Source organism: Aquabacter spiritensis (assembly GCF_004346185.1).
In the GTDB taxonomy this organism is placed as follows: domain Bacteria; phylum Pseudomonadota; class Alphaproteobacteria; order Rhizobiales; family Xanthobacteraceae; genus Aquabacter; species Aquabacter spiritensis.
Genome location: NZ_SMAI01000006.1, coordinates 206,468 through 231,663, shown reverse-complemented (window position 1 = coordinate 231,663; position 25,196 = coordinate 206,468). Strand labels below are relative to the sequence as shown.

Below are 25,196 nucleotides of genomic sequence, written 5' to 3'. Positions count from 1 at the left end.
GCGCGCCGCCAACCCAGGAGCATGCCTATCGTGACATCCGCCCCGGCTTCCAACTCCACCGCCCATTGGCGTCATCTCGACGCCGCGCACCATCTCCACCCGTTCTCGAACACCAAGTCGCTGAACGCGGAGGGCGTGCGGGTCATCACCCACGCGGCCGGGAGCTATATCTTCGATTCCGAGGGCAACAAGATCCTGGACGGCATGTCGGGCCTGTGGTGCTCGAGCGTCGGGCACGGGCGTCACGACATCGTCGATGCCATTTCCGACCAATTGAAGACGCTCGATTATTACAACACCTTCTTCAAGACCACCCATCCCGCCGCCGCCGAGCTGGCCGCGGCGATTGCGGAGGTGGCGCCGGCCGGCATGCGCCACGTCTTCTTCACCTCGGGGGGCTCGGAGGCGGTCGACACCGTCATCCGCATGGTGCGGCATTATTGGGCGGCGATGGGCAAGCCGGAAAAGCACATCTTCATCGCCCGCCGCAACGCCTATCACGGCTCGACCGTGGGCGGCGCGAGCCTTGGCGGGATGAAGCCGATGCACGCCCAAGGCGGCCTGCCGATCCCCGGCATCGTCCATGTGCAGCAGCCGTATTGGTGGGCCGAGGGCGGCGACATGACGCCCGAGGCGTTCGGCCTCCATGCCGCCCGCGAGGTTGCCCGTGCGATCGACGAAGCCGGCGCCGAGAATGTCGCCGCCTTTATCGGCGAGCCGATCCAGGGCGCTGGCGGCGTCGTCATCCCGCCCGCCACCTATTGGCCGGAAGTGCAGAAAATCTGCCGCGAGCGGGACGTGCTGCTGGTCTCCGACGAGGTGATCTGCGGCTTCGGGCGCACCGGGGAATGGTTCGGCTGCCAATATATGGGCGTTGCGCCGGACCTCATCACCTTCGCCAAGGGGGTGACCTCGGGTTATTTCCCGCTCGGCGGGGTCATTGTCGGCGCACGGGTGGCCGAGGGCTTCATCGAGCATGGCGGCGAGTTCAACCACGGCTTCACCTATTCCGGCCATCCCGGCGGCTGCGCGGCGGCCCTCGCCAATCTGCGCATTCTGCATGGGGAAAAACTGGTCGAGCGGGTGAAGTCCGAGATCGGTCCCTATTTGCAGGCGCGCTGGCTGAAGCTCGCCGAGCATCCGCTCGTCGGCGAGGCGCGGATGGTGGGCCTGATCGGCGCGCTGGAACTCACCCCGGACAAAGCCCGCCGGGCGAAATTCGCGCAGGAGGAGGGGACGGTCGGGCTGTTGTGCCGCGACATTTCCTTCAGCGAAGGGCTGGTGATGCGGGCGGTGCGCGACGGCATGATTCTCGCCCCGCCTTTCACCTTGTCCTTCGCCGAAGCCGACCTGCTCGCCGATACCGCGGTGCGGGTCCTCGACCGGACCTATGCCGAGCTTCAGGCGCGCGGCTGGCTCGTCGCGGCCTGAATCCAGCGTCGGCGCCGCGCCCAAGCGGCGCCGGATACCGCGCGCAAGGCGGCGTCAAGCCCATGGCGTCGTTCGGCATTTGCCGATACGACCGGGAACGGGCAAAGTGGGGCGGTGCGGCCGGGAGACCCTTGCGATGGCGGATAGACTGATCACCGATGTCGGCGGATTGCCGGCGGGCGAGGTGCCCCGCGAGGAGGTTCCCCAGCTCTATTGGGAAAAGCTCATGATCGCGATGTTCAACGTGCTCGTGGCCAAGGGCTTCCTCACCCTCGACGAATTCCGCCGTGCGGTCGAGGAAATGTCGCCCGAGACCTATCGGAAGACCTCCTTCTACAATCGCCGCCTCGACTGCATCGCGCGGCTACTGGACGAGAAGGGCCTGATCTCGGCGGACGTCCTCGCCCGCCGCACCGATGCGATCCTGGCCGCGGGCACGCGCGACCATGTCGGCTGAGCCCGCCCGCTACGCCTGCGGCGCCCCGGTGCGCATCCGCGATCTGGATAAGCCCGGCCATGTCCGCACGCCCTTCTATGTCCGCAACAAGACCGGCGTGATCGAGCAGGTCTGCGGGGATTTCGAGAATCCGGAAGAGCGCGCCTATGGCCGCGTCGGCGGGGCGCGCATCCCGCTCTACCGGGTCCGCTTCCTGCAGCGCGATCTGTGGGAGGATTATGCCGGTCCGCCGCAGGACACCCTGGTCATCGAGATCTACAGCCATTGGCTTCAGCCGGCTTCAGGGACAGGAGACGTGCCATGAGCGCGCACGATCACGACCACGACCACGATCACGACCACGATCACGATCACGATCATGACCACGCGCATGATCACGGCCATGCGCCGCATCCCACGCGCGAGGACGACGATGTCGCGCTCTCCCCCGGCGAGGCCAAGTTTCTCGCGCTGAAGGGCATGCTGGTCGAGGCCGGGCTGCTGACCGGCGATGAAATCATGCGCCGGCTGGAGATCAATGATCGCGGCTCGCCCCACCAGGGCGCCCGCATGGTGGCACGGGCCTGGGTCGATCCCGATTTCAAGGCCCGCATGATGGAAGATCCGAAGTCCGCCGCGCGCGAACTCGACATCGCCGTCACCGAAGCCAAACTGACGGTGATCGAGAACACGCTGCAGACCCACAATCTCGTCGTCTGCACCTTGTGCTCCTGCTATCCGCGCTCGCTGCTCGGCGAGCCGCCGGCCTGGTATGTCAGCAAGGCGTATCGCTCGCGCGCGGTGCGCGAGCCGCGCAAGGTCCTGCGCGAATTCGGGCTCGATTTCCCCGAGACGGTCGAGGTGCGGGTTCACGACAGCAATGCCGACCTGCGCTACATGATCATGCCGCTCCGGCCGCCGGGCACTGAGGGGCTGGGAGAGGCGGAGCTTGCCGCCTTGATCTCGCGCGACTGCCTGGTCGGCGCGGCGCTTCCTGGAACCCCCGCCTGACCCTGGTCCGGAGGCCGCCCGGTCTCCGCCCGCCGTCCGGCTGCGCGCGCGGCCGGTGATCGCTCCGCCGTGCTCTGCGCGGCCCGTCCAGCCCTCAGGGCCAACAGCAAGAACAGGTCCCCATGGAACATGCGCCGACCAATGTCCCGACCTTTCGTGTGGAAGAGGCGACGATCGCCGATTTGCATGCCGCCATCCGCAGCGGCGCCACGACCTGCGTCGCAGTCGTGGAGCAGTATCTCGCGCGGGTGCGGGCCTATAACGGCGTCTGCACGCGCCTCGTGACGCCCGATGGCGCGCCGATCCCGGCGGTGCAGGGCGCTGTGCGCGGCGGCGCTCCGATCGCCTTTCCGACCGAGACCGTGAAGGCGGCCGATCTCATGCCGGACTTCGCGCGCTATGCCGGTCCGCCGCTGGAATATGGCCGGATGGAGCCGACCGCCTCAGATCCGACGGTGCTGCAGCAATATGGGTGGGTGGTCGGGGTGCCCGATGCCGGGCAGGTGAATGCGCTCGCCACCCTCAATATCCGCGGCGAACGGTCGGTGACCTGCAAAGGCGATTTCGATCTGCACCCCTCCAAGGGCCCACTTCCGCCGGGCGCCCCGCCCATGTGCGAGGTGTTCCGCCACCATCCCGACGCCTTGGAACAGGCGGCCGCCCTCGACGCCGCTTATGGCCGAGATCCGGACCTTGCGGCGATGCCCATGTACGGCGTCGTCTTCTCCTTCAAGGACGCCTTCGACACCAAGGACATGCGCTCCACCGGCGGGGGCGATGCGGCCTACGACATGGACGCCCCGGCGCGGGACCATGTGCTGGTGGACCAGCTCCGCAAGAAGGGCGCCATCATCTTCGCCAAGGCGGTGATGACGGAATATAATGGCCGCGCCGGCGACCCCGGCGGACGTCACGCGCCCGACAAGGTCCTGCCCTCTGTGCTCGGCTATCAGCGCTCCTCCTGGGGCGGCACGCCGGGCAATCCCTACGACACCAGCCGCTCCGCCTCGCTCGGCTCCTCCTCCGGCTCGGCGCTGTCGGTGAGCACGAACATGGTGATGGCGAGTCTCGGCGAGGAGACGCGTGCCTCCTGCCGCGGCCCCTCGAACCACAATGCGGTGGCGCTCCTCCTGCCGCACAAATCCATGATCGGCTTCGACGGCGGGGCGATTGGCGCCGACATCTATGTCGACCGTTCGGGCATCCACTGCCGCACCATTCTCGACTGCGCCAAGGTGCTGGACGCGCTGCGCGATCCCAAGGCGGGCTATTACGACCCGCGCGACATCTTCACCACCGTTCCGCGTTCCTCGGTCCTGCCCTCTTATGCCGCCGCGGCCACGGCGCCCCCCGCCTTGCAGGGATTGCGGCTGGGCATCGTGCGGGAATCCATGATCATCCCGCCGGGTTCGATGACCGAGCGACCGATCGTGGAAGCGGCCGACCGCGAGATCAAAGCGATCCTGCGCGGCCGGCTCGGGGCGGATCTCGTCGAATCGGCCCATGCCCACTGGACCCCCGATCCCGAGATCGAACCGATGCGGGTCGATTTCCGCACCGCTCTGGCGCGTCTCGTCCCGGTGCTGATGCCGGAACTCCTGTTCCGCCTGAAGCTCGACGGCTCGCCCTTGTTCCCGGAATTCGCCGCCGCGATCGTGCCGACCGAATTCATGCCGGGCAAGGTGTTCGGCTCCGGCACCCTGGCGCCGATCGATTATTTCGTCGGCCTCGCCGAGGGCAAGATCGCGCCGCCGGAGAATTTTGATTTGATGAGCGTGCAGCAGCAGCAGCTCGCCAACGCCTTCCGCTTCCATATCGCGCAATATCTCGGCCGCCGGGCGGACGACTGGCTGGCCCTCGGCCAGACCGAGACGCTGACCGATTTCCCGGCCTTGAACGCCCGCTCCAAATTCTGGGGCGACGACCAGCGCGCCGCGTTCCGAAACTGGGAGGAGGTGGTCGACATGCGCAACCGCTTCGACCAGCGCCAGGGCGTGAACGAGCGCATCATGCTGCGCGAAGTGCTGCGGCGCGCGGACATGATGGTGCTCTACGAGAACCGGCTCGATGCCCTGGTGCGGCTGCACACGCCGTTCCCGCCGGCGAAGATCGGCGGCGCGCGTCAGCCGCGCACAGCGGTCGGCCTCGATGCCTCGCGCGACCAGAACCTGCTGCCGGAATCCTTTGACGGGCCGAATGCGGGGCTCACCGAGGCCCTGGTGCCCGCGGGCTATGTGACGACGGTCTACGATCCCGAGCACGATCTGCTGCCGGACGGCGCGCGCTGGGTCTCGCGGGCGTCCGACGTGCCGACGCAGATCCCGGCGCCGGGCCTGCCTTTCTCGCTGGTGTTCCGCGCCGAGCCGGGGCGGGAGGACGTGCTGCTCCAGGTCGCCTCGGCCTATGAGGCGGCCTCGCGTCGCCGCATCCCGCCGCCGGCCTTCGCGGCGGTGCCGGGCTGACCGGCGCGCCCTTGCGAGGGGCGAAGCGAGACACACCGTCGCGGCGCTTTGTCGGCGGCCGGAGCGCTCGTATATAGAGCGCCCCGACCCCGGATGACCCGAATGGCCCTCGACATCAAGATCTGCGGCGTGAACACGCCAGACGCGCTCGATGCGGCGCTGTCTGCGGGGGCGGACCTCGTCGGCTTCGTGCATTTCCCGCGCAGCCCCCGCCATCTCGCCGTATCGGACATGGCGCGGCTGGCCGGGACCGTGGGCGGAAGGGCGGCAAAGGTCGTTCTGACCGTTGATCCCGACGATCGGCTGCTCCGCGATCTGGTCGAGGCGGTCGCCCCTGATCTCTTGCAACTGCACGGCGCGGAGACGCCGGAGCGCGTCGCGGCGATCCGCGCAATGTTCGGGATCGCGGTCATGAAGGTGCTGCCGGTGCGCACCCATGCCGATCTCGCAGCGGTCCCCGCATTCGCCGCGGTCGCCGACCGCCTCCTGTTTGATGCCAAGCCCGATCCCGGGGCGCTGCTGCCGGGGGGAAACGGGCGGGTGTTCGACTGGCAGGTGCTGCACGGCCTTGACCCCGGTCGGCCGATCATGCTTTCCGGGGGACTCGATCCCGCGAACGTCGCGCAGGCTCTGGCCAGCGTGCGGCTCGACGGGGTCGATGTCTCCTCGGGCGTCGAAAGCGCCCCCGGCATCAAATCGCCGGAAAAGATCCTCGCCTTCGTCCGCGCCGCGCGGACGGCTCCGCGTTTCCCGCTTCCGGTGGAAGGCCAAGCCACGTGACTGTCCCCAATTCCTTCCGCACCGGGCCCGACGAACGGGGCCATTTCGGCAATCATGGCGGCCGTTTCGTCGCCGAAACGCTGATGCCGCTGATCCTCAGGCTGGAGGCGGCCTATGAGGCGGCCAAGGTCGATCCGGCCTTCAAGGCCGAGATGGATTTCCATCTCGCCCATTATGTCGGCCGGCCCTCGCCGCTTTATTTCGCCGAACGCCTGACCGAACATCTCGGCGGCGCCAAGATCTATCTGAAGCGCGAGGAGCTGAACCACACCGGCTCCCACAAGGTGAACAACGTGCTCGGGCAGATCCTCCTGGCGCGGCGGATGGGCAAGCAGCGCATCATTGCCGAGACCGGCGCCGGCCAGCACGGCGTCGCGACGGCGACGCTCTGCGCCCGGTTCGGGCTTGAGTGCGTCGTCTATATGGGCGCGGTGGATGTCGAGCGGCAGAAGCCGAACGTGTTCCGCATGAACATGCTGGGCGCGACGGTCATCCCCGTCACCTCCGGCTCGCGCACCCTGAAGGACGCGATGAACGAGGCGCTGCGCGACTGGGTGACCAACGTCCACGACACCTTCTATTGCATCGGCACCGTCGCCGGCCCCCATCCCTATCCCTCGATGGTGCGCGACTTCCAATCGATCATCGGTAAGGAGACCCGCGCCCAGCTTCTGGAAGCCGAGGGGCGCGGCCCGGACAGCCTGATCGCGGCGGTGGGCGGCGGCTCGAACGCGATGGGCCTGTTTCATGAATTCCTGGACGATCCGGAAGTGGAGATTTTCGGCGTCGAGGCGGCCGGTCACGGCATTTCCTCGGGTCAGCATGCGGCGTCGATCACCGGCGGGCGTCCCGGCGTCCTGCACGGCAACCGCACCTATCTGCTGATGGACGGCGACGGGCAGATCGCCGAGGCGCATTCGATCTCGGCCGGCCTCGATTATCCCGGCATCGGCCCGGAACATTCCTATCTCCACGATGTCGGACGGGTGACCTATCTGCCCTGCACCGACCAGGAGGCGCTCGCCGGGTTCCAGCTTCTCTCCAAGCTGGAGGGGATCATTCCGGCGCTGGAATGCGCCCATGCGGTCGGAAAGGTGATGGAACTCGCGCCGACAAAGCCCCAGGATCATCTCATGGTGATGAATCTGTCGGGCCGCGGCGACAAGGACATCTTCACCGTGGCGGACCATCTCGGGGGGCAGCTATGAATTGGAAGGTCTTGGGACTTGTTGTGGCGGCTGCGGCCGGCGGCGGCGCGCCGGCTCTCGCCCAGACGGCTGCGCCCGCGCAGGCTACCCTGACGCTCGCCGCGGATCCTGTGGTCACCGATCCCGCGGGATCGTTCGTGACCGTGCGCGTGACCAATAGCGGCGCCAGCCCGGTGGCGCAGGTGAAGGTCGGCTGCGAATTCTTCGCCGGAGGCAAATCCCTCGGGTCTTCCAGCACCACCCTCTACGCCATCGTTCCCGGTGTCACCGGCACCGACCAGGTCCGCCTGATCCTTCCCGAGGCGGTGGGGCAGGCGACCCCTTCCAGCACCGTCAAGGCGACCAGCGCGCGGTGCGCCATCGCCAGCGGCACCTGAGCCGCGCAAGGCGGCTCCGCGTTCCGGTTCCCACCCCGCCGTTTCCGCTTTCCCTCCGCCGGCCGCCGCGCGGCCGACCCCTCGTTCGGGAGGGGTAGAAACCTTCGGATCATGACCACCCGCATCAGCGCCCGCTTCACGGACCTCGCCGCCGCAGGCCGCCCCGGCCTCGTCACCTTCATCACCGCCGGCGACCCGGATTTCGCCACGTCGCTCGCGCTCCTGAAGGCGCTGCCGGCGGCGGGGGCGGACGTGATCGAGCTCGGCGTCCCGTTCACCGACCCGATGGCGGACGGCCCGGCCATCCAGGCGGCCGGGCTGCGCGCGCTCAAGGCCGGTCAGACCCTCGCCAAGACGCTCGATCTGGTGCGGGCCTTCCGGGACGGGGACGGGGTGACGCCGATCGTTTTGATGGGCTATTTCAACCCGATCTACGTCTATGGCGTGCCGCGCTTCCTCGCCGACGCCAAGGCGGCGGGCGTCGACGGCCTGATCGTCGTCGACCTGCCGCCGGAGGAAGACGACGAACTTTGCCTGCCGGCGCTCGCCGCCGGCCTCGATTTCATCCGCCTCGCGACCCCGACCACCGACGATGGGCGTCTGCCGGCGGTGCTCGCCCAGACCGCGGGCTTCGTCTATTACGTCTCGATCACCGGCATCACGGGCTCGGCGACGCCGGACGCCGATCTGGTCTCGGCGGCGGTCGCCCGCATCAAGCGGCACACCGATCTTCCGGTCGCGGTCGGCTTCGGCGTGCGGACGCCGGAGCAGGCGGCCGCGATCGCCAAGGGCGCCGACGGCGTCGTGGTCGGCTCCGCTTTGGTGGAGGCGGTGCGCGCTTCCCTCGACGAAAACGGCGCCGCGACGTCCCGAACCGTCGCCGACGTGGAAACCCTGGTGCGCCAGCTCGCCGACGCGGTCCGCGGCGTGCGGCGCGGCGCCGCGTAGGTCGCTGGCGCGGCCGGAGCCTGCCGCGCCGTCTTGATACATCTCAGGGCGTCGTGCCGCCGGCCGAGCGAGGCTTTCTCCGATGTGGAGGAGGATGCCATGGCCCGTGGTCGTTTCAGTCGGTTTGTCGGCGGTGTTGCCGCCGGTGCTTTCCTTGCCGCAGCCGCCGATCCCGCCGGCGCCTGCACGCGCGCGCTCTATACCGGATCGGAGGGCGTGGTCATCACCGGCCGCTCCATGGATTGGGCGGAGGACATGCGCAGCAACCTCTGGGCATTTCCCAGGGGCATGGCGCGCGACGGCGCGGCGGGGCCGGATGCCCCCCGATGGGTCTCCAAATACGGCAGCCTGATCACGTCGGGCTATGACGTGGGGAGCGCCGACGGCCTCAACGAGATGGGGCTCGTGGCGAATATGCTCTATCTCGACGAATCCGATTATGGCCCGGCGGATGGCCGTCCCCCGCTCTCCATCTCGCTATGGGCGCAGTATGTGCTCGACAATTTCGCCACCGTCGCGGAAGCGGTGGAGGCACTGTCCAAGGAGCCGTTCCGGATCGTCGCCCCCGTGCTTCCGAACGGGGCGCCCGCGCAGCTCCACCTTGCAATTTCGGACGCGACCGGCGATTCCGCAGTCTTCGAATATATCGCCGGCAAGCTCGTCATCCATCACGGCAAGCAGTTCGACGTGATGACGAATTCGCCGACCTTCGACCAGCAGCTCGCGCTCAACGCCTATTGGAAGGAGATCGGCGGGCTGACCTTCCTGCCCGGGACGAACAGCGCCGCCGACCGATTCGCGCGCGCCTCGTTTCTGATCGAAGCGCTTCCCAAGGCCGCCGACCCGCATTTCATCGCCGCGGTCCCCGAGCAGAGCTATGCCAATCAGGCCGTGGCCAGCGTTCTGAGCGTGATGCGCGGCGTCAGCGTGCCGCTCGGCATCACCACGCCGAACAAGCCGAACCTCTCCTCGACCCTCTGGCGCAGCGTCGCCGATCAGAAGAACAAGGTCTATTTCTTCGATTCCTCGACCAGCCCCAACACGTTCTGGGTCCCTCTCGGCGATCTGGACCTGACGGCGGGCGCACCGGTGAAGAAGCTCACCCTGGAGGGCGGAAGGATCTATTCCGGCAATGCCGCGGCCAGGTTCGAACCCGCCGCGCCGTTCGTTTTCCTGCCCGGCAAGCCGTAGCCGGCGGGCGGATCGCGGCCGAGCGGAGCAGGTCGGCAAGACAGGCGGCGATCCCCCTTTCGGGGGAATAATCAGGATTTGCCGCGGTTTCGCCACCATGGGCGCCCAAGTCCGATGGCTGCGAAAAGACAAACAGATCTGGGCGCGGATTTGCGCGGCGCAGCAGAACCGCACTTCCGTTACCGCGTGCGCGGCATTACATGGAGCACGCCACAGCCGGAGCATCCTCCTTGAACTGGATTTCCAACGTCGTCCGCCCGAAGATCCGCGATTTTCTGGCCCGCCGCGAGGTGCCGGAGAATTTGTGGGTGAAGTGCCCGGAAACGGGTCAGATGGTCTTCCACAAGGATCTGGAGGCCAATCTCTTCGTCATTCCGGGTTCCGGCTATCACATGCGCATGGACGCTGCGCTCCGCCTGAGATCGACCTTCGACGACGCCGCCTATGACGAGGTGGCACTTCCCGAAGTGCCGACCGATCCGCTGAAATTCCGCGACGAACGCCGCTATGCCGACCGGCTGAAGGACGCCCGCACCAAGACCGGCATGCCGGACGCGGTGAAGGTGGCGACGGGGCTTCTCGAAGGGCTTCCCGTGACGGTGGCGGTACAGGACTTCAATTTCATGGGCGGATCGCTCGGCATGGCGGCCGGCGAGGCGGTGGTCACCGGCCTCGAGACCGCCGCGCGCAAGGGCACGCCCTTCATCATTTTCGCTGCCTCCGGCGGCGCGCGCATGCAAGAGGGCATCCTCTCTTTGATGCAGATGCCGCGCACCACGGTTGCGATCCAGGAGCTGCGCGAGGCGCGCCAGCCTTATATCGTCGTGCTCACCAATCCCACCACCGGCGGCGTCACCGCCTCTTATGCCATGCTGGGCGACGTCCATATCGCCGAGCCGGGGGCGTTGGTCGGCTTCGCGGGGCCGCGCGTGATCGAGCAGACGATCCGCGAAAAGCTGCCCGAGGGCTTCCAGCGGGCGGAATATCTGCGCGAACACGGCATGATCGACATGGTCGTGCATCGCCACCAGATGCGCGAGACGCTGTCGCGCCTGTGCCGCCTCCTGGTCAAGGCGCCGGCTGTGCCGCCGCGGGCGCGTCTGCCGCGCCCCGCGACCGCCTGACCGGCAGGATCCGACCGACGGGCCATGGCGCTTCCCGCACCCTCCGGCGCACCCGACGCGATGCTGGAGCGCCTCTCGGCGCTGCATCCCAAGCGCATCGATCTGTCGCTCGACCGCATGCATCGCCTGCTCGCGGCGCTCGGCCATCCCGAACGCCGGCTGCCGCCGGTCCTGCATGTCGCCGGCACCAACGGCAAGGGCTCGACCATCGCCTTCCTGCGCGCCGCGCTGGAGGCGGCCGGCCGGCAGGTGCATGTCTATACCTCGCCCCATCTGGTGCGCTTCAACGAACGGATCCGCCTCGCGGGCCGCCTGGTCGAGGACGCCGCTTTGGCGCAGGCGCTGGACCGCACCGAGGCGGCGAATGCCGGCGCGCCGATCACCCTGTTCGAGATCACGACCGCCGCGGCCTTCCTGCTGTTCGCCGAACACCCGGCCGACCTGCTGCTCCTGGAGGTCGGGCTCGGGGGGCGGCTCGATGCGACGAACGTGGTCGACGCGCCGCTCGCGAGCGTGATCACGCCGGTCTCGATCGACCATGTGGACTTTCTCGGCCCCACGGTCGCGCGCATTGCCGCGGAGAAGGCCGGCATCATCAAGCGCCGCGTCCCTGTGGTCGTCGGCGAGCAGGTGCCGGAGGCGATGGCGGTGATCGAACGGGCTGCCGCCCGCCAGCGCGCCCCGCTGTTCGTCCGTGGCCAGCACTGGCATGTGCATGAGGAAGGCGGCCGGCTGGTCTATTCCGACGAGGACGGGCTGCTCGATCTGCCCCCGCCGCGTCTGATGGGCGCGCATCAGGTCGCCAATGCCGGTCTCGCTTTGGCCACGCTGCGGGCGGTGCCCGCTTTGCGCCTCGGTGCGGCGAGCCTGGAGGCGGGGCTGCGCGGCGCGGAATGGCCCGCCCGCATGCAGCGCCTCGCGCCCGGGCCGCTCGCAGGCCGCGCGCCGGACGGCGTCGAACTCTGGCTGGACGGCGGCCACAATGCCGCCGGCGGTGCCGCGATCGCGGGCGCATTGGTCGAGCTGGAAGAGCGCTATGCGCGGCCGCTGGTCCTGATCGTGGGCATGCTCGGCACCAAGGATGCGGCCGGCTTTCTCGCCCCGTTCGCCGGGCTCGCGCGCGAGGTCATCGCGGTGCCGGTGCCCGGCGACCATGCGGGTCTGTCCTGCGACGAACTGGCCGCCACCGCCGCCGCGTTGGGCATCTCGGCCTCGACCGCGCGCGACGTCGGCAGCGCGCTCGACGGGCTCTCCGCCTTCCCCCTCGTGCCGCAGCCCCGCGTGCTCATCTGCGGCTCGCTCTATCTCGCCGGCGCGGTGCTCGAGGCCAACGGGGCGCAGCCGGCTTAGAGTCCCGCCGACCAAACGGCATCGCAAGGTGATCGGTACGATATTCCTTGCCGATGATGTTATCCAATCTGATGGGATCAGCCTCTGCGGAGACCGCGCGGACGCCAGGCTCCGCGGACCGGCGGGATCCTGCCCGCATCGATACGTTTCCCACTGAAAATCGGTGGTAGGCGATCAAAAAATGCCATCCGATATTGGCGGCGCTGCGGATAGCTTGCACGGCAATATGACCGGGGGGCCGGGACGGGAGAGGCGGGGACAGTCATGCAGATGCGGCGGGAAATCGGCCTGGTCGGCCTGACCTTCGTCGGCGTGAGCGGGGTGATCGGTTCGGGCTGGCTGTTCGCTCCGCTTCAGGCGGCGCAGCTCGCCGGCCCGGCGGCGGTGGTGTCCTGGGTGGTGGGCGGCGTGGCCATGTTCCTGTTGGCGCTCAGCTTCGCCGAAGTGAGCGCCATGCTGCCGGTGGCCGGCGGCCTCGGCAGGCTGCCGCAATTCAGCCATGGCAAGACGGTGGCCATGGTGATGGGCTGGAGCGCCTGGGTGGGCTACAGCGCCACGGCCCCCGTGGAGGTCGAGGCGACCCTGCGCTATCTCGGACCGCACTTCCCCGCTTTGCATCAATCGGGGTCCACCGATCTGTCCTGGCTGGGAATCGCGGTGGCCACCGCGCTCATCGTCGCCTTCACCCTGGTCAATTATTATGGCGTGAAGCTCTTCGCGCGGATCAATACCGGCATCACCTGGGTGAAGGTGCTGATCCCGGTGTTCGTCATCGTCATGCTGCTCGTCTATTTCGAGCCCGCCAATTTCACCGCCGCCGGCGGCTTTGCGCCGAACGGCGTCGCCGGCGTGCTCGGTGCGGTATCGAGCGGCGGCATCATCTTCTCCTATATCGGCTTCCGCCACGCCATCGACCTTGCGGGCGAGGCCCGCAATCCGGGCTTCACCGTGCCCGCCGCTTTGCTGCTGTCGGTGGTGATCTGCTTTCTCGTCTATGGCGGCCTCCAGCTCGCCTTCATCGGTGCGCTCCGCCCCACGGACCTCATCAACGGATGGTCCCATCTCAACCTGCCCGGCACGTTCGGACCGATCGGGGCGGTCGCCTCTGCGCTGGGCCTCATCTGGGTGGCGCGGCTGATCAATCTCGGGGCGGTGGTCGGCCCCTGCGGTGGCGCGCTGGTGGCCGTCGGCTCCAATGCCCGGCTCGCTTATGCGCTGGGCGAGAACGGCTTCTTTCCGAGCCGGATCGCGACCCTCTCCGACCGGGGTGTGCCGGTGGCCGCGCTCCTGCTCAATCTCGTCGTCGCGGTCCTGATGTTCGTGTTCATCCCGTTCGAGGAGATCGTGCAGCTGTGTGGCGCCGCCATCACTTTGTCCTTCGCGGTGGGGCCGGTGGTGCTGCTGAGCCTGCGCCGCGTGGACCCTGACCGGCCACGTCCGTTCCGCGTGCCGGCAGCGCATCTGATCGCCGGCGCGGGGTTCGTGATCGCGACCCTGATCATCTATTGGAGCGGCTGGGAAACGGTCTGGCAGCTCGGCCTGTGCCTGCTGCTGGGCATGGCCATCTTCGTCGTTCAAGCCAGAAGAAGCGGCTTTGCGGGCCTCGACCTGCCGCAGGCCGGGTGGCTCCTGCCCTATTGCGCGGGCATCGGCGCTGCGTCCTATCTCGGCACCTATGGCGGCATCGCCGTGATTCCGCGCAACGTCGATTCCGCGCTTCTGGTGGTGTTCTCCCTGGTGATCCTGGTCGTCGCGGTTCGCCGTCCGCTGAGCCGCGAGGCCTATCGACGCTATTTGGCCGAGGATCCGAATATCGCGCCGGCCGCGGCCTGACGGCCCGGAGGGCCGGGCGCCTCAGGCCAAGGCGGTTTCGGTCCGCGCGCCCTGCTTTTCGCGCCGGCGCTGTACCGAGGAGGCGATGTTCATGCTCTCGCGATATTTCGCCACCGTCCGACGGGCGATGTCGATCCCGTCGCTCTTCAGCTTTTGAACCAGGGTGTCGTCCGAAAGGATGTCGTCGGCGCTTTCCGCCTCGATCAGCCCCTTGATGCGGTGGCGCACGGCTTCGGCCGAATGGGCCTCGCCGCCGCCGGAGGCGGCGATCGCGGAGGAGAAGAAGAATTTCAGCTCCAGCACGCCGCGCGGCGTCGAGATGTATTTGTTGGAGGTGACGCGCGACACGGTGGATTCGTGCATGCCGATGGCGTCCGCGACGGTGCGCAGATTGAGCGGGCGCAGGTGCCGGACGCCGTGGTCGAGGAAAGCCTCCTGCTGCCGCACGATCTCGCTCGCGACCTTCAGGATGGTGCGGGCGCGCTGGTCGAGCGAGCGGGTCAGCCAGCTCGCGCTCTGCAGGCAGTCCGCGAGGAAGGACTTTTCCTTCGGCGACCGGGCCGCGCGGGCGACCGTCGCATGGTAGGTCTGATTGACCAGGACGCGGGGCAAGGTCTCGGAATTCAGCTCCACCAGCCACGAGCCGTCGGACCCTGGACGCACGAACACGTCGGGGACGAGGGGGTGCACGACGCCGGTCCCGAAGATCAGGCCGGGCTTGGGATCGAGCCGCCGGATCTCGGAAATCATGTCGGCCAGATCTTCCGCGTCGACGCCGCAGACGCGGCGCAGGCCGTTGCGGTCGTGCCGGGCGAGCAGTTCGAGATTGGCGAGCAGGGCCTGCATGGCGGGGTCGCAGCGGTCGCGCTCGCGCAATTGGATGGCGAGGCACTCGGACAGGGTGCGCGCCCCGACGCCGCACGGCTCGAAGGTCTGGATCAGGCGCAGGACGGATTCGACCTCGGTGACGCTGGCGTCAAGCAGAGCCGCCACCGTCTCGATCTCGCCCGTGAAATAGCCCGCTTCGTCGATAAGTCCGATCAGATTGATGCCGATCAGCCGGCGGGCGGGATCGGTCTCGGCCACGGCGAGCTGGGCTTCGAGATGGTCGGCGAGGGTGGTGTGACTCGCGAGAAAGGCTTCCGGGTTATAATCCTCGCCGCGCTCGCCGCCGCCCCATTCCATGGTCGACCCGGAGGGCGGGCCGGCGGCGCCCGGCCGTTCGACCGGGGCATCGTCGGGAAACACATTGCCGAGGTCCGTGTCGAGCCGGGCTTCCATCGAGGCCCGGCTGGCTTCGACGGGGGTCTCCGCCCAATCCCCCGGACGCTCGGGCGCGGGTTCGGGGGCGGGGAGGGCGGGCTCTTCGCGCGCGCTCGCCTCGGTCTCCTCGCCGATCCGCTCGAGCAGAGGATTGCGTTCCAGCTCGGCCTCGACATAGGCGACGAGTTCGAGATTGGAGAGCTGCAGCAGCTTGATCGCCTGCATCAGCTGAGGCGTCATCACCAGCGACTGCGTCTGGCGGAACTCCAGCTTGGGGGAGAGGCCCATCAGGCGGCCCTCCGTGGGGCGAGGCTGCGGGCGCCGCTCATAAGCGGAACTCTTCGCCGAGATAGAGCCGGCGCACGTCGGCACTGTTGACCACCGACTGGCTGTCGCCCTCCATCAGGACGGTGCCCGAATGAATGATATAGGCGCGGTCGATCAGTCCGAGCGTCTCGCGCACATTGTGGTCGGTGATCAGAACGCCGATGCCGCGCGTGGTGAGGTGGCGCACCAAAGCCTGGATGTCGCCGACCGCGATCGGATCGATGCCGGCAAACGGCTCGTCGAGCAGCATGAAGGCCGGCCGGCTCGCCAAAGCGCGCGCGATCTCGACGCGCCGCCGCTCGCCGCCCGAAAGCGCGATGGAGGGCGACTTGCGGACATGGGTGATCTTGAACTCTTCGAGGAGGGCATCCACTTCCTCGCGGCGCTTGCGCCGGTTCGGCTCGGTCACTTCGAGCACGGCGAGGATATTGTCCTCCACCGTCAGGCCCCGGAAGATCGAGGCCTCCTGCGGGAGATAGCCGATGCCGAGCCGCGCCCGCTGATACATCGGCATAGGCGTGACGTCGTGGCCCTCGAGTTCGATGCGGCCGGCATCCGCCTTCACGAGGCCGGTGATCATGTAGAAGACCGTGGTCTTTCCCGCGCCGTTCGGGCCGAGCAGGCCGACCGCCTCGCCGCGCCGCACGTTCAGGCTGACGCCGCGCACCACCTTTCGGCCGCCATAGCTCTTCGCGAGATCGAAGGCGGCGAGCGAGACCTGCGCCTGGTCGGCATAGGGAATGCCGTAGCCGAGATCGGATCCGGCCTCGTCCTCCGCATAGGGGTCGGCTTGCGGGTCGTTGTCGTCCCACTCCGCGACGCTGTGCGGGTGGGAGTCGTCCGCCGCTCTGCCGCCGGGCGAGGATTTGGAGCCGAACATGGCAAAGACGTTCAAACGGCGCCTCCGGTCGGATCTCCCAAAGGCGTCGCGTGGCTCGAAACGCGCATCGTTCCGAACCGCCCAGCCGCCTGAGGGTCGTTGAATGGACGCCGGCCCGACCGCTCGATGAGAGCCACCGGCTCCCCCCGGCCCCGCCGCGTCCTGGAGGCCTTCAGTGTTTCCCGTTCAGCCAGCCTTTGCAATATGCAAATTTCAGGCCGCAATCTGGGTGTGTGCTCCGCGACGATCGGTCGCGTAACGGGATACCCTGCGGGGGTTATCGCCGGGGTGCCGCTTCGTTCGGCTTGACGCTGCCCGGCACGATCAGGCTCTCGACCCGACCACCTTCTATCTTTGACACTCCCGTGACGAGGTCAACGGTCAGTTTCTGGCCACGGATCACATTTGGCCCCTGGGTCAGCACGACGGGCCGCCCGGTCATGGTCACGGTGTTGGTCTTCATCTCGAAGATGCCGACGTCACCGGTGGCCGTCTGCTCCTTGGTCTGGACCACGACCCCGCCTTTGGCCTCGAGGCGGCGGATCGAGCTGGTGCTCTGCGGCGCGGTGTCGGAGGGCGCCGCGGAGCCCTCATAAAATACCAGAAGCTCCGGGGAGCGCATGGTGGTGTCGCCTTGGACCACGACCACATTGCCGGCGAACACGGCGGTCTTGTCCTTGTCGCGCACTTCCAGGGAATTGGAGGTGATCCGCACCGGCTGGTCGCGGTTGCGGGCAAAGCCCTGGAGGGCGTTGGGCACGCTCCCCGGCGGCTGCTGGGCGAGTGCGGGACCGGCGAGGCTCGCGAGCAGCAGGGCGGCCAGAACGGGAAGGCGGGGACTCATCGCTTGGCTCCATCGGCGGGGGCGGCGGGCGCCGGCGTCCCAGAAGGCGCGGGAATATCGGTCATGCTGAAATCGAGCTGCACATGGCCCTCGAACAGCGCCCGGCTGCCCCGGTCGGTCACGGTCATGCGGTCGGCGACCAACGTGCCGCTGCGATAGGTCAGGCGGACAGGGTTGGTGGTGGAGAGCGCGCCAGCCTTCACGTCCACGTCGGCATCCTGCATTTCTCCCGCATAGCCGCTATGGGTGGCGAGCCGGACGCCGCCGGTCAAATGGATGAATTGCCGCTTGGTGTCCACGGTTCCCGCCGCCGAGGCGACGCTCGCCCAGCCTTTGTCGGCGAGTTCCATCCGGGCGTCGATATTGGTGAGTTCGAGCACGTCGGGATTGGTCATGTCCTGCGAGGCGGTGGCGGCATTGACCCGGTAGCCACGCCCGTCATCGGTGAAGCCGGACAGTTTCGGCACTTCCATGGTCAGGCGTGTCCCCGACAAATGCAGGGTGCCGATCTCGAACGGCAGTTCGACCGTGGCGCCGAGCTGTTTCACCACTGCGCCGAGGATCAGAATCCCCAGCGCACCGGCGAGCGCCACCGGAAGCGCGCGCTTGGCGAAGCGCACGGCCCGGCTGTGGCGATAGGCGCGGCCGTAATCGGCCGTCTGGTGCGCGCCGAAGCTCGCCGTGTCGCGCCGGCCGTCGAGAACCGGCGATGCGGAATCGTTCATCGCTCTGCTTTACAAAAGCGCCCCAAACCCACCATGGGACGGATTGCGCCCGTGGTGCAAGTCGGGACCCCGATCAGGCGGCCCGTGACGGCGCGCGCCGGCTCGGCCCTATGAATGTGAAAAGATATCCTCCTCCGACCAGCCCGCGAGATCGAGACGCGCGCGGGTCGGCAGGAAATCGAAGCAGGACTTGGCGATCTGGGTGCGATCCTCGCGCGCCAGCATGGCCTCCAGCTTCTCCATGCAGGCATGCAGATAGAGCACGTCCGAGGCAGCATAATGGAGCTGCGCGTCGGACAGGTCCGCGGCCGCCCAGTCCGAACTCTGCTGCTGCTTGGAGAGATCGACGCCGAGCAGCTCGCGGACCAGGTCCTTCAGCCCGTGCCGGTCGGTATAAGTGCGGCAAAGGCGCGAGGCGATCTTGGTGCAGAAGACGGGTGCCGGGGCCACGCCATAGGTGCGGCTGAGGACCGCGACGTCGAAACGGGCGAAGTGGAACAGCTTCACCACCGCCGGATCGGCGAGGAGCCGGACGAGGTTCGGCGCGCCGGCCGCATCCGCGCCACGCGGCACCTGAACGAGATCCGCGCTGCCGTCGCCGTTCGAGAGCTGGACCAGACAAAGCCGATCGCGATGCGGATTGAGACCCAGCGTCTCGGTGTCGATGGCGACGACCGGCGCGGGACGAAACTCGTCCGGCAGGTCGCCCTTGTGCAGGCGGATGGTCATCAGGGCGTCTTCACTCGGAGGGTGTCAGTCGAGGTGTCGCGATAGGTCATAGCCGAAATTCAGACGCCGGCACCATCTTCGTCGTGGGGAGAGGCGCGCGGTCGCAGGGGCTCATTCGCGACACATCCAGTCATAGGTCGCGGCGACCCCTTCGACCAACGGAATTGTGCTCCGCCATCCGAAATCGGCCTGTGCTCGCGCGATGTCCAGCACCGACTCCCGGACGTCGATCGCCCGTCCCGGCTTGTAGATCGGGGCGATGGCGCGGCCGGTGACCGTTTCCAGGATTTCGACCACCTCCCGCAGAGAGGTGCCTTGCCCGCTCCCGGCATTATATGCCCCCGTCCTGTCGGTCGCGATGGCGCGTGCGCAGAGGTCGGCGAGTTCCGCCACATGCACGTAATCCCGGACGACGCTTCCATCGCCCCAGATTTCGAGTGTCTCTCCCCGCCGAAGACGGGTCAGGAAGGTCGAAATCACGCCCTGAACGCCGGTATGGCCCTGCCGCGGACCGTAGGGATTGGAAGCGCGGATGGCGACGGGAGAGATCTTCCGCGTCCGACGGTACATTTCGAGGTAATGCTCGATCGCCACCTTGACGATGCCGTAGGAATTGATCGGCCGAAGAGGGTGCGTCTCCGGAATGGGCACTTGGTCGGGACGGCCATAGACCGTCCCGCCGGACGACAGGAACAGAATTCGTGCAACGCCCAGCCGGTCCATCGCATCCAGCAGGGACAATGTCCCGACGAGGTTGCCCTGGACATCGAGCGCCGGGTTGAGATCGGCGGTGCTGGGGAAAGTGGTGCTCGCGAGGTGCATGACGGCATCGACACCCGCCAAGGCGTCGATGACCGCCATCTGGTCGCCGAAGTCGCCGATCACATATTCGACCCCGTCCAGTGGCGGACGAAACCGTTCCATCTGGCGGTCGAAAACCTTGACCGAATGCCCATGGACGAGCAGCCGATCGACGACGTGGGAGCCGATGAATCCGCATCCCCCGATCACGAGTGTTTTCATGCAGAATGTTCTCGTCGCACTGAAACAATCAAAACTGCGTCCTTCCAGATGCGGCCGCACAGCCCCCTCCGGAAAAGGTCCCTTTGGCGCATGCGTGCAAAAGGGTAAGGCAGTGTCTATGAAGGTTCTGGAAAAGTCGCATCGCCCATCCGGCCGAATTCGCCCGATCAAACTCCGTCCGAGACGGCGCGCCAATCAAATTGCCGCGCGATCTGATCGGAACCGTGCTCTATCAAGAATTGCAGGCGGTTCCGCCGATCACGTCGTTTCGACGGGGCGGCTTGGGCTCTAGCGTGTCACACCTCGTATGTTCGTCACCGTCGTCTGCCAGCCCGCGAGCATGGGAACGACCCCGAACAGGCGTTCGAGCGCATGCAGGTCCGTGCCGTCGTCGGGAAGCGGCTCGCGCGGATAGTCGGCCCAGTCGAGGCCCAGGTCGATGAAGGGCTTGAGCGCCGCAGCGCGTATCCAGAACATGGTGCCGATGGGAAAATTGATCATTCGCGGCAAAGTCGCGTGCCCCATCGTCCGCGCGATGCGCTCGGCTTTGCGCAAGTTCCGGGTCCAGCCGAAAATATGCGGGTCGTCGGGATAGATCAGACCGGTTTTCGCATCCTGCTCGAATCGGCCCAGGATTCGGTCGAGCATCGGGCCGCCACGCGCACCGCCGAGCATGTTTTCCAGAAGGAAGTCGCTCCATGCCTCGACAAACGCCACGCTTCCCAGCCGGCTGCTCTTCTTGACATGAATATGCCCGATCACCTCGTAGTCGCGAACCAGTTCGGGTCCGAATGCCGTTAGAAAGGGTGCGATGTCTCGCCCGATATTCTGGGTCGGGCGCACCACCACCCGTCCTCGGTAGGATTTGAAGACGTTGCGCACCTTATCGGTCGGCGTCGCTTCATCCACGCTGATGAAGAGATCGGGGTGCGATTGGTTCAAAGACAAACGCTCGGAGATTTCCGGCAACCGGTCGGTGAAATAGGCATGAATGTGGAGGGCAGCCTTCACCGAGGCCGCGGACGGGCTGTCGAATTCCCCTCCGCCTTCGAGGACGGGCACCTTCCAGGGACCAGGGGGACGCCCCTTGCGCAGAAAATCCGCATAGGCATCCGTCAGTCCATCATACCCGCTCGCAGGCGTATCGGCATAGATGAAGGGGTTGAAGCCGGGTTCCGGCTTTCGGGCGGCGCCGACCCAGTTGAGGCTTTCGAAATAGTCGCCGACAATCTCGCTGGGCGGGGACGCCGTGCGGTCGGCGGCTTCGAAGAAGTCCGCTCGAAAATGCCCGGAGCGCACTATTTCCGCCGCATCGACGGCCTTGCCCGCCGCGCGGCGGGTGGCGTTCAGCGCCAGCGCTTCGAGGCGCGCGACATATCCGTCGAGATCCACGGATTTGTCCGCATACGCCTTCGTCCTTTCGGAGACCGACTGATAGAGCGTCTCCGAGGAGGCGAGCGCGAGGAGCTTTCCAGCGATATCGGCGGTGTCGATATAATCCGCGACGCACGTGTCCTCGAGCCCGGCGGACGTGAGCAGGTCCGCTATTCCAGTGGCTTCCTTGAAGCATAGAACCGGGATCCCGAGGCACAGTGCGTCGATTCCCACGTTCGGCAGCGGATCGAGGCGACTGGGCAGCAGCAATACGTCGGTGAATTCGTAAACGAACCCGATTTCGGAAGTCGCCGGCAGCATTGTCACGCGATGCTCGATCCCGGCCCGCTGGATCTGGTCGCGCAGATAAACCGAGTAGGCATAGTCCCGGTCCGGCGCGTAGCCCGCCCCAATCCATACGAAATGGATATGATCCGATCCTGGAGACGCCAGGACGCGTGTGGCGGTTTCGATGAAGAGGTCTACGCCCTTGCGGATTTCGACGGTCCCGGCACCGAGAACTTGGAACCTCTTGCGCGCGGCCGGCAGGGGGGCCAGGACCTCGCGAAGGCGTGCCTTTTCGGCACTACGAGAGGCTTCCGAGACGGTCTGTTCCGGCGGATTGCATTTGCCCTGCGGGAGGACGTGCAGCCTCGGCGTAAAGTCCATCAGGTTATTGTCGAATGCATTGTCCAGTGTCAGGCGCGTCGAGAAGACGGTCTCGGCGGCCCAGCGGAGGGCTTCGGGGAAAGCCGACTTCTTTCCGGTATAGGATGCAAATTCGTGGAGCAGGGCCACCGACGGCACGCCGTTTTCGTGCAGCGGTCGCAAAACCGCATGAGATTCGACAGAATTTACAACGGCGAATGCAAACCGCTCCTTCGTAACGAGCCGCTGAATCAGCTGTTCGTAATGCGCCGACTCCATGCTGTGGAGGTTTGCATCGACGACTGCCGCGGACACGGCGCAGAAATCATCGATGAGGTCACCGCCGGTTAGGCACAGGAAGAAGATGTTGTAGCGGGATGAAAGCCGCTCGCCGATGTTCAACGCCAGGATCGGCGCACCGGTCCGACTCGCCTGGTGGCTGACGACCAGTACGTTTCCCCGAGTCGGATCGGGCTTTTTGCGGCCGGGATAGATCCGCGCCGCCTGGGCAGGCCGGGGGGGGGGGAGGAGGGCGGTGGCGACCGATGGTCCGAATTCGGCCCGATGGGGGTCGTGACGTGCCGCACGATCAGCGTATATCGCTGCGCGCGACGCGGACAAAGGCGGGCTGAAGGTCGCGAGCCACCTGTAGAGCGGGTATTTCAACTTGCTCCGAACCAGCCGCCAAGGGCGCTTCCGATTCCGGGACACCTCATGCTCCAGTGCGGTGATCCGCGCCGCGGCATGGTCCGCGTGAACCAGAGCGCTCTCGATCTGGCCCCTGAGGGCAGCATTGATCGCGAGAAGCTCGTCCCGGTCATCGTTGGACGGCGGTGTGGAGGACGGCCTCTTTGGAAACAGAGCGATGCTGGCTTCGGCGAAAGTCGGATCGTAGCCCTGTTCGGATAACACTGATCGCCTTTGCTCCGCGTCCAGGGATTGGAGGACGATCATCTTGATGAAAGGGAAACCCTCTTCGATCAGCGCCCGCCATTCGTTGGTGGTGCGATTGACCTCGCTCCGCGAGGGAAACAGAGCTTCTCCCGTCAGCCCCGCGGCCGTGAAGGCATCGAGGGTCTCCAACTCGTAAGACATGATGACTTCTTGCTTGGTCTCCAGCCACCGCACGGAGCCCAGAAACGCAGTCAGCTTGTCGACGCCCCGGTTCTTGGCGACCAGAAAATAGCTCTGCAAATGGTGCCTGAATTCGTAATTGTCGGTGAGGCCGATCAAGTCTGCGTCGGACGCGCGCACGCGGTCCATCACCCGTCGCATCGCCTCGACCGAGAAGGGGCCGACCATGCTGTCATTGGCGAGGCAGAGAAGCTGAACCCCGGACATGTCGATCTGGCGGGCGACATGCGCCCATGCCGCGAAGTCGAAGCCGCCATTCTCCCGTACGAACAGGCCGTCGACGAGATCTAGCAGGGCCGACGGATCGACGTCGTCCGTGGGCTCTGCGACGATGATCAGCGTGACCGCCAGACCGCATTCTCTCAATGCGTCGAGATAGGGACGCAGATGCGGTTTGATCTGTCCGCCCGGGGCGTGCGTGACGAACAAAACACGTTCGCGCGCGGGCGATGGTGCCTTGACCATTGCAAGCATGGCGTCGGCAACATCCCGCGAGCGATCGGTGGCATGGCGGCGGCGGCCTTCAGCCTCGCCGTGGTGCAGGTAATGCGTGAGGGGCTCGAGTTCGGCCTTGACGATGTCGGGATAGGTCCTGCGGTACCAAGCGGGGTCGAAATCCTCGGACGGCTTGAAGCCCGCCCGCGATCCCAGCCGGATGTAATGAGTGAGCGGGTTGAGCCCGCTCGCCGCGACCTCCGGATGGGCGGCCACATACCAGCGCGTCGAGAAATGCCGATTGGGGTCCCGCCCTTCCGCGGCGCCGAATTCGAAGAAATGGCGGACGGCGGCATGCTGGTCCCGCGGGATGTCGGGATAGCGGTCGAGATACCAGGGTGTATCGAAGAGGCCCGAAGTCTCGGCTTCGGTTTCCTCCGGGCTGAGGGACGGGGGGGCGGGGTCTGGGTTCTTGCCGTCGGTTCTTGTCCGCTTGGGAAACCTGAACAGCGCGCGCCTTTCCTGGTGCGTGGTCAAGCGGGTCATCAGGTCCCGCGTTTCCGCTTTGCTTTCGATCAAGTTCTTCTCTGCCAGGTGCAGCGCCTGTAGGGCCTGCGCATGCGCGGCTTCTGCGGCCCTGAGACGCTCGCGGAGATCGGTCAGCGCGGTTTCCCCGCCGACGACGGTGTTCAGCTGCTGTCCGAGCGTCTCGATCCGCGCTAAGGGATCCGCGAGCGCAGCGGTCAGGCTGGCGCTTTGCTGCGCCATTGCCGCGTGCGCGGCGGCATGCGCCTCACGCGCCGCCGCGCACGCCGTCTGCTCGGCCAAGAGGCGCGCCTGAAGGTCGTTGATCGTGGACTGAAATCCGCCGATCAGGACGCCGCGCGCGGTGTCTTCTTTGGCCTTCTGGTCGGCGAGCCGGATCCGTGTCAGCGAGAGTCGGGCCTGGGCCTCCAGCTCGATGGAATCGGGTGGGACCGGCCGGCGTTCGAAAACGATGGCCCACGGCGTGAGAAAGGAACCGTCGAAGTCCGCTTTCGGCCCGAAGCCCTGCTCCGCGAAAAGCTGCATCCAGTAAATGGGCGGCTGGACGTTGATATGGGTGGACTCGGTAAAATCGGTCGGGCTCGACGAAAACAGAATGCGTGGCGCGATACGGCACATATTTTCGACCGCACGGCGCCCCTCCTCGGGGGACATGTGCTCCAGGACTTCGATGCAGGTGACGAGATCAAACGTGCCCTCTATCGGATCGGCGATCGAACCGCATGTGCAAAAGGGCTGCAGCCCGACCGGTACTTGGCCGATCGCATAGCTCGAAAAGTCACGCCCGAAGGCTTCGATGCCCCGCGCGCGCAGGGTCTCCACAAGAAGTCCGATTGCACATCCAGCATCGAATACAGTCCGCGGAGCGAAAAGATCATCGATCCGATTCGCCACTTCACCGAAAAACTTCAGCCAATGCGGTTCTTCGCGATGGTAGGGCAGGCCGCAATGCGAGCGGAAATACTCTTCATCATAGCCTGTTTCGCCCATCTTGAGAGTCTCTCCGCACAAGGAAGCGCGTCTCTATACTGCCGATGCCAGCTTTGGTCCATGCCGGCATCCAGGGGCTGGCGGGACCTGGATATTGCGCTCGGACGGTGCCTCCGGATTGCTCGCG

20 protein-coding genes are annotated in these 25,196 nt (G+C 66.6%); 13 read left to right on the top strand and 7 right to left on the bottom strand.

The annotated features are described in order from the left end of the window. Nucleotides 1-21 precede the first annotated feature (21 nt). The 13 genes from EDC64_RS11905 (at nucleotide 22) to EDC64_RS11845 (ending at nucleotide 14,151) form a co-directional block, all read left to right on the top strand. On the top strand, nucleotides 22-1,431 hold the full coding sequence (locus EDC64_RS11905; RefSeq protein ID WP_132031535.1) for an aspartate aminotransferase family protein: 1,410 nt from the start codon (nucleotides 22-24) through the stop codon (nucleotides 1,429-1,431). 136 nt (nucleotides 1,432-1,567) lie between these two features. After that, nucleotides 1,568-1,888 carry an SH3-like domain-containing protein gene (locus EDC64_RS24045; RefSeq protein WP_165933734.1) on the top strand — a complete coding sequence of 107 codons (321 nt, stop codon included), beginning with the start codon at nucleotides 1,568-1,570 and terminating at the stop codon, nucleotides 1,886-1,888. Then, complete coding sequence (locus EDC64_RS24040) at nucleotides 1,878-2,192, top strand: SH3-like domain-containing protein (RefSeq protein WP_132031531.1); 315 nt, start codon at nucleotides 1,878-1,880, stop codon at nucleotides 2,190-2,192. Before EDC64_RS24045 ends, EDC64_RS24040 begins: the two co-directional genes overlap by 11 nt. Then, a complete protein-coding gene (locus EDC64_RS11890) occupies nucleotides 2,189-2,878 on the top strand; it encodes a nitrile hydratase subunit alpha (RefSeq protein ID WP_132031529.1) in 690 nt (229 codons plus the stop codon). The genes EDC64_RS24040 and EDC64_RS11890 overlap by 4 nt, the downstream gene beginning before the upstream one ends. 122 nt (nucleotides 2,879-3,000) lie before the next feature. Beyond that, complete coding sequence (locus EDC64_RS11885; protein WP_132031527.1) at nucleotides 3,001-5,340, top strand: amidase family protein; 2,340 nt, start codon at nucleotides 3,001-3,003, stop codon at nucleotides 5,338-5,340. A gap of 102 nt (nucleotides 5,341-5,442) precedes the next feature. After that, on the top strand, nucleotides 5,443-6,120 hold the full coding sequence (locus EDC64_RS11880) for a phosphoribosylanthranilate isomerase (protein ID WP_132031525.1): 678 nt from the start codon (nucleotides 5,443-5,445) through the stop codon (nucleotides 6,118-6,120). After that, nucleotides 6,117-7,328 (top strand): tryptophan synthase subunit beta, encoded by a 1,212-nt coding sequence (gene trpB / locus EDC64_RS11875; protein WP_132031523.1) that lies wholly within the window; start codon nucleotides 6,117-6,119, stop codon nucleotides 7,326-7,328. The genes EDC64_RS11880 and trpB overlap by 4 nt, the downstream gene beginning before the upstream one ends. Continuing rightward, entirely contained in the window at nucleotides 7,325-7,705 is a 381-nt protein-coding gene (locus EDC64_RS11870; protein ID WP_132031521.1) for a hypothetical protein, read from the top strand. Before trpB ends, EDC64_RS11870 begins: the two co-directional genes overlap by 4 nt. A 111-nt stretch (nucleotides 7,706-7,816) precedes the next feature. Continuing rightward, nucleotides 7,817-8,653, top strand: a complete 837-nt coding sequence (trpA, locus tag EDC64_RS11865) for a tryptophan synthase subunit alpha (RefSeq protein WP_132031519.1) — start codon at nucleotides 7,817-7,819, stop codon at nucleotides 8,651-8,653. 99 nt (nucleotides 8,654-8,752) lie between these two features. Beyond that, a complete protein-coding gene (locus EDC64_RS11860) occupies nucleotides 8,753-9,844 on the top strand; it encodes a linear amide C-N hydrolase (RefSeq protein ID WP_132031517.1) in 1,092 nt (363 codons plus the stop codon). A gap of 230 nt (nucleotides 9,845-10,074) precedes the next feature. Beyond that, nucleotides 10,075-10,968 (top strand): acetyl-CoA carboxylase, carboxyltransferase subunit beta, encoded by an 894-nt coding sequence (gene accD / locus EDC64_RS11855; RefSeq protein WP_132031515.1) that lies wholly within the window; start codon nucleotides 10,075-10,077, stop codon nucleotides 10,966-10,968. 24 nt (nucleotides 10,969-10,992) lie between these two features. Then, nucleotides 10,993-12,318, top strand: a complete 1,326-nt coding sequence (locus EDC64_RS11850) for a bifunctional folylpolyglutamate synthase/dihydrofolate synthase (RefSeq protein ID WP_132031513.1) — start codon at nucleotides 10,993-10,995, stop codon at nucleotides 12,316-12,318. A 264-nt stretch (nucleotides 12,319-12,582) separates the two neighbouring features. Continuing rightward, on the top strand, nucleotides 12,583-14,151 hold the full coding sequence (locus tag EDC64_RS11845; protein WP_245504666.1) for an APC family permease: 1,569 nt from the start codon (nucleotides 12,583-12,585) through the stop codon (nucleotides 14,149-14,151). Between the two features lie 21 nt (nucleotides 14,152-14,172). On the opposite strand, the gene rpoN is transcribed toward EDC64_RS11845, so the two are convergent. From rpoN to EDC64_RS11810, 7 genes are all read right to left on the bottom strand, one after another. Continuing rightward, nucleotides 14,173-15,702 carry an RNA polymerase factor sigma-54 gene (rpoN, locus tag EDC64_RS11840; RefSeq protein WP_132031511.1) on the bottom strand — a complete coding sequence of 510 codons (1,530 nt, stop codon included), beginning with the start codon at nucleotides 15,700-15,702 and terminating at the stop codon, nucleotides 14,173-14,175. Nucleotides 15,703-15,739: 37 nt separating this feature from the next. Beyond that, a complete protein-coding gene (gene lptB, locus EDC64_RS11835) occupies nucleotides 15,740-16,636 on the bottom strand; it encodes an LPS export ABC transporter ATP-binding protein (protein WP_245504665.1) in 897 nt (298 codons plus the stop codon). Between the two features lie 262 nt (nucleotides 16,637-16,898). Then, nucleotides 16,899-17,465 (bottom strand): LptA/OstA family protein, encoded by a 567-nt coding sequence (locus EDC64_RS11830; protein ID WP_132031509.1) that lies wholly within the window; start codon nucleotides 17,463-17,465, stop codon nucleotides 16,899-16,901. Next, nucleotides 17,462-18,190, bottom strand: a complete 729-nt coding sequence (gene lptC / locus EDC64_RS11825; protein ID WP_132031507.1) for an LPS export ABC transporter periplasmic protein LptC — start codon at nucleotides 18,188-18,190, stop codon at nucleotides 17,462-17,464. The genes EDC64_RS11830 and lptC overlap by 4 nt, the downstream gene beginning before the upstream one ends. 108 nt (nucleotides 18,191-18,298) lie before the next feature. Beyond that, nucleotides 18,299-18,919: a ribonuclease D gene (locus tag EDC64_RS11820; protein ID WP_132031505.1), complete on the bottom strand. Its 621-nt coding sequence runs from the start codon at nucleotides 18,917-18,919 to the stop codon at nucleotides 18,299-18,301. A 111-nt stretch (nucleotides 18,920-19,030) separates the two neighbouring features. Continuing rightward, nucleotides 19,031-19,942, bottom strand: coding sequence for an NAD-dependent epimerase/dehydratase family protein (locus EDC64_RS11815; protein WP_132031504.1), 912 nt, complete (start codon nucleotides 19,940-19,942; stop codon nucleotides 19,031-19,033). Between the two features lie 288 nt (nucleotides 19,943-20,230). Continuing rightward, on the bottom strand, nucleotides 20,231-25,069 hold the full coding sequence (locus EDC64_RS11810) for a rhamnan synthesis F family protein (protein WP_132031503.1): 4,839 nt from the start codon (nucleotides 25,067-25,069) through the stop codon (nucleotides 20,231-20,233). Nucleotides 25,070-25,196: the final 127 nt, after the last annotated feature.

Excerpts from the sequence above, each read along its gene's own strand:
- EDC64_RS11905 (WP_132031535.1), top strand. The coding sequence starts at position 22 with ATGCCTATCGTGACATCCGCCCCGGCTTCCAACTCCACCGCCCATTGG.
- EDC64_RS24045 (WP_165933734.1), top strand. The coding sequence starts at position 1,568 with ATGGCGGATAGACTGATCACCGATGTCGGCGGATTGCCGGCGGGCGAG.
- EDC64_RS24040 (WP_132031531.1), top strand. The coding sequence starts at position 1,878 with ATGTCGGCTGAGCCCGCCCGCTACGCCTGCGGCGCCCCGGTGCGCATC.
- EDC64_RS11890 (WP_132031529.1), top strand. The coding sequence starts at position 2,189 with ATGAGCGCGCACGATCACGACCACGACCACGATCACGACCACGATCAC.
- EDC64_RS11885 (WP_132031527.1), top strand. The coding sequence starts at position 3,001 with ATGGAACATGCGCCGACCAATGTCCCGACCTTTCGTGTGGAAGAGGCG.
- EDC64_RS11880 (WP_132031525.1), top strand. The coding sequence starts at position 5,443 with ATGGCCCTCGACATCAAGATCTGCGGCGTGAACACGCCAGACGCGCTC.
- EDC64_RS11870 (WP_132031521.1), top strand. The coding sequence starts at position 7,325 with ATGAATTGGAAGGTCTTGGGACTTGTTGTGGCGGCTGCGGCCGGCGGC.
- trpA (WP_132031519.1), top strand. The coding sequence starts at position 7,817 with ATGACCACCCGCATCAGCGCCCGCTTCACGGACCTCGCCGCCGCAGGC.
- EDC64_RS11860 (WP_132031517.1), top strand. The coding sequence starts at position 8,753 with ATGGCCCGTGGTCGTTTCAGTCGGTTTGTCGGCGGTGTTGCCGCCGGT.
- EDC64_RS11850 (WP_132031513.1), top strand. The coding sequence starts at position 10,993 with ATGGCGCTTCCCGCACCCTCCGGCGCACCCGACGCGATGCTGGAGCGC.
- EDC64_RS11845 (WP_245504666.1), top strand. The coding sequence starts at position 12,583 with ATGCAGATGCGGCGGGAAATCGGCCTGGTCGGCCTGACCTTCGTCGGC.
- rpoN (WP_132031511.1), bottom strand. The coding sequence starts at position 15,702 with ATGGGCCTCTCCCCCAAGCTGGAGTTCCGCCAGACGCAGTCGCTGGTG.
- EDC64_RS11830 (WP_132031509.1), bottom strand. The coding sequence starts at position 17,465 with ATGAGTCCCCGCCTTCCCGTTCTGGCCGCCCTGCTGCTCGCGAGCCTC.
- lptC (WP_132031507.1), bottom strand. The coding sequence starts at position 18,190 with ATGAACGATTCCGCATCGCCGGTTCTCGACGGCCGGCGCGACACGGCG.
- EDC64_RS11820 (WP_132031505.1), bottom strand. The coding sequence starts at position 18,919 with ATGACCATCCGCCTGCACAAGGGCGACCTGCCGGACGAGTTTCGTCCC.
- EDC64_RS11815 (WP_132031504.1), bottom strand. The coding sequence starts at position 19,942 with ATGAAAACACTCGTGATCGGGGGATGCGGATTCATCGGCTCCCACGTC.
- EDC64_RS11810 (WP_132031503.1), bottom strand. The coding sequence starts at position 25,069 with ATGGGCGAAACAGGCTATGATGAAGAGTATTTCCGCTCGCATTGCGGC.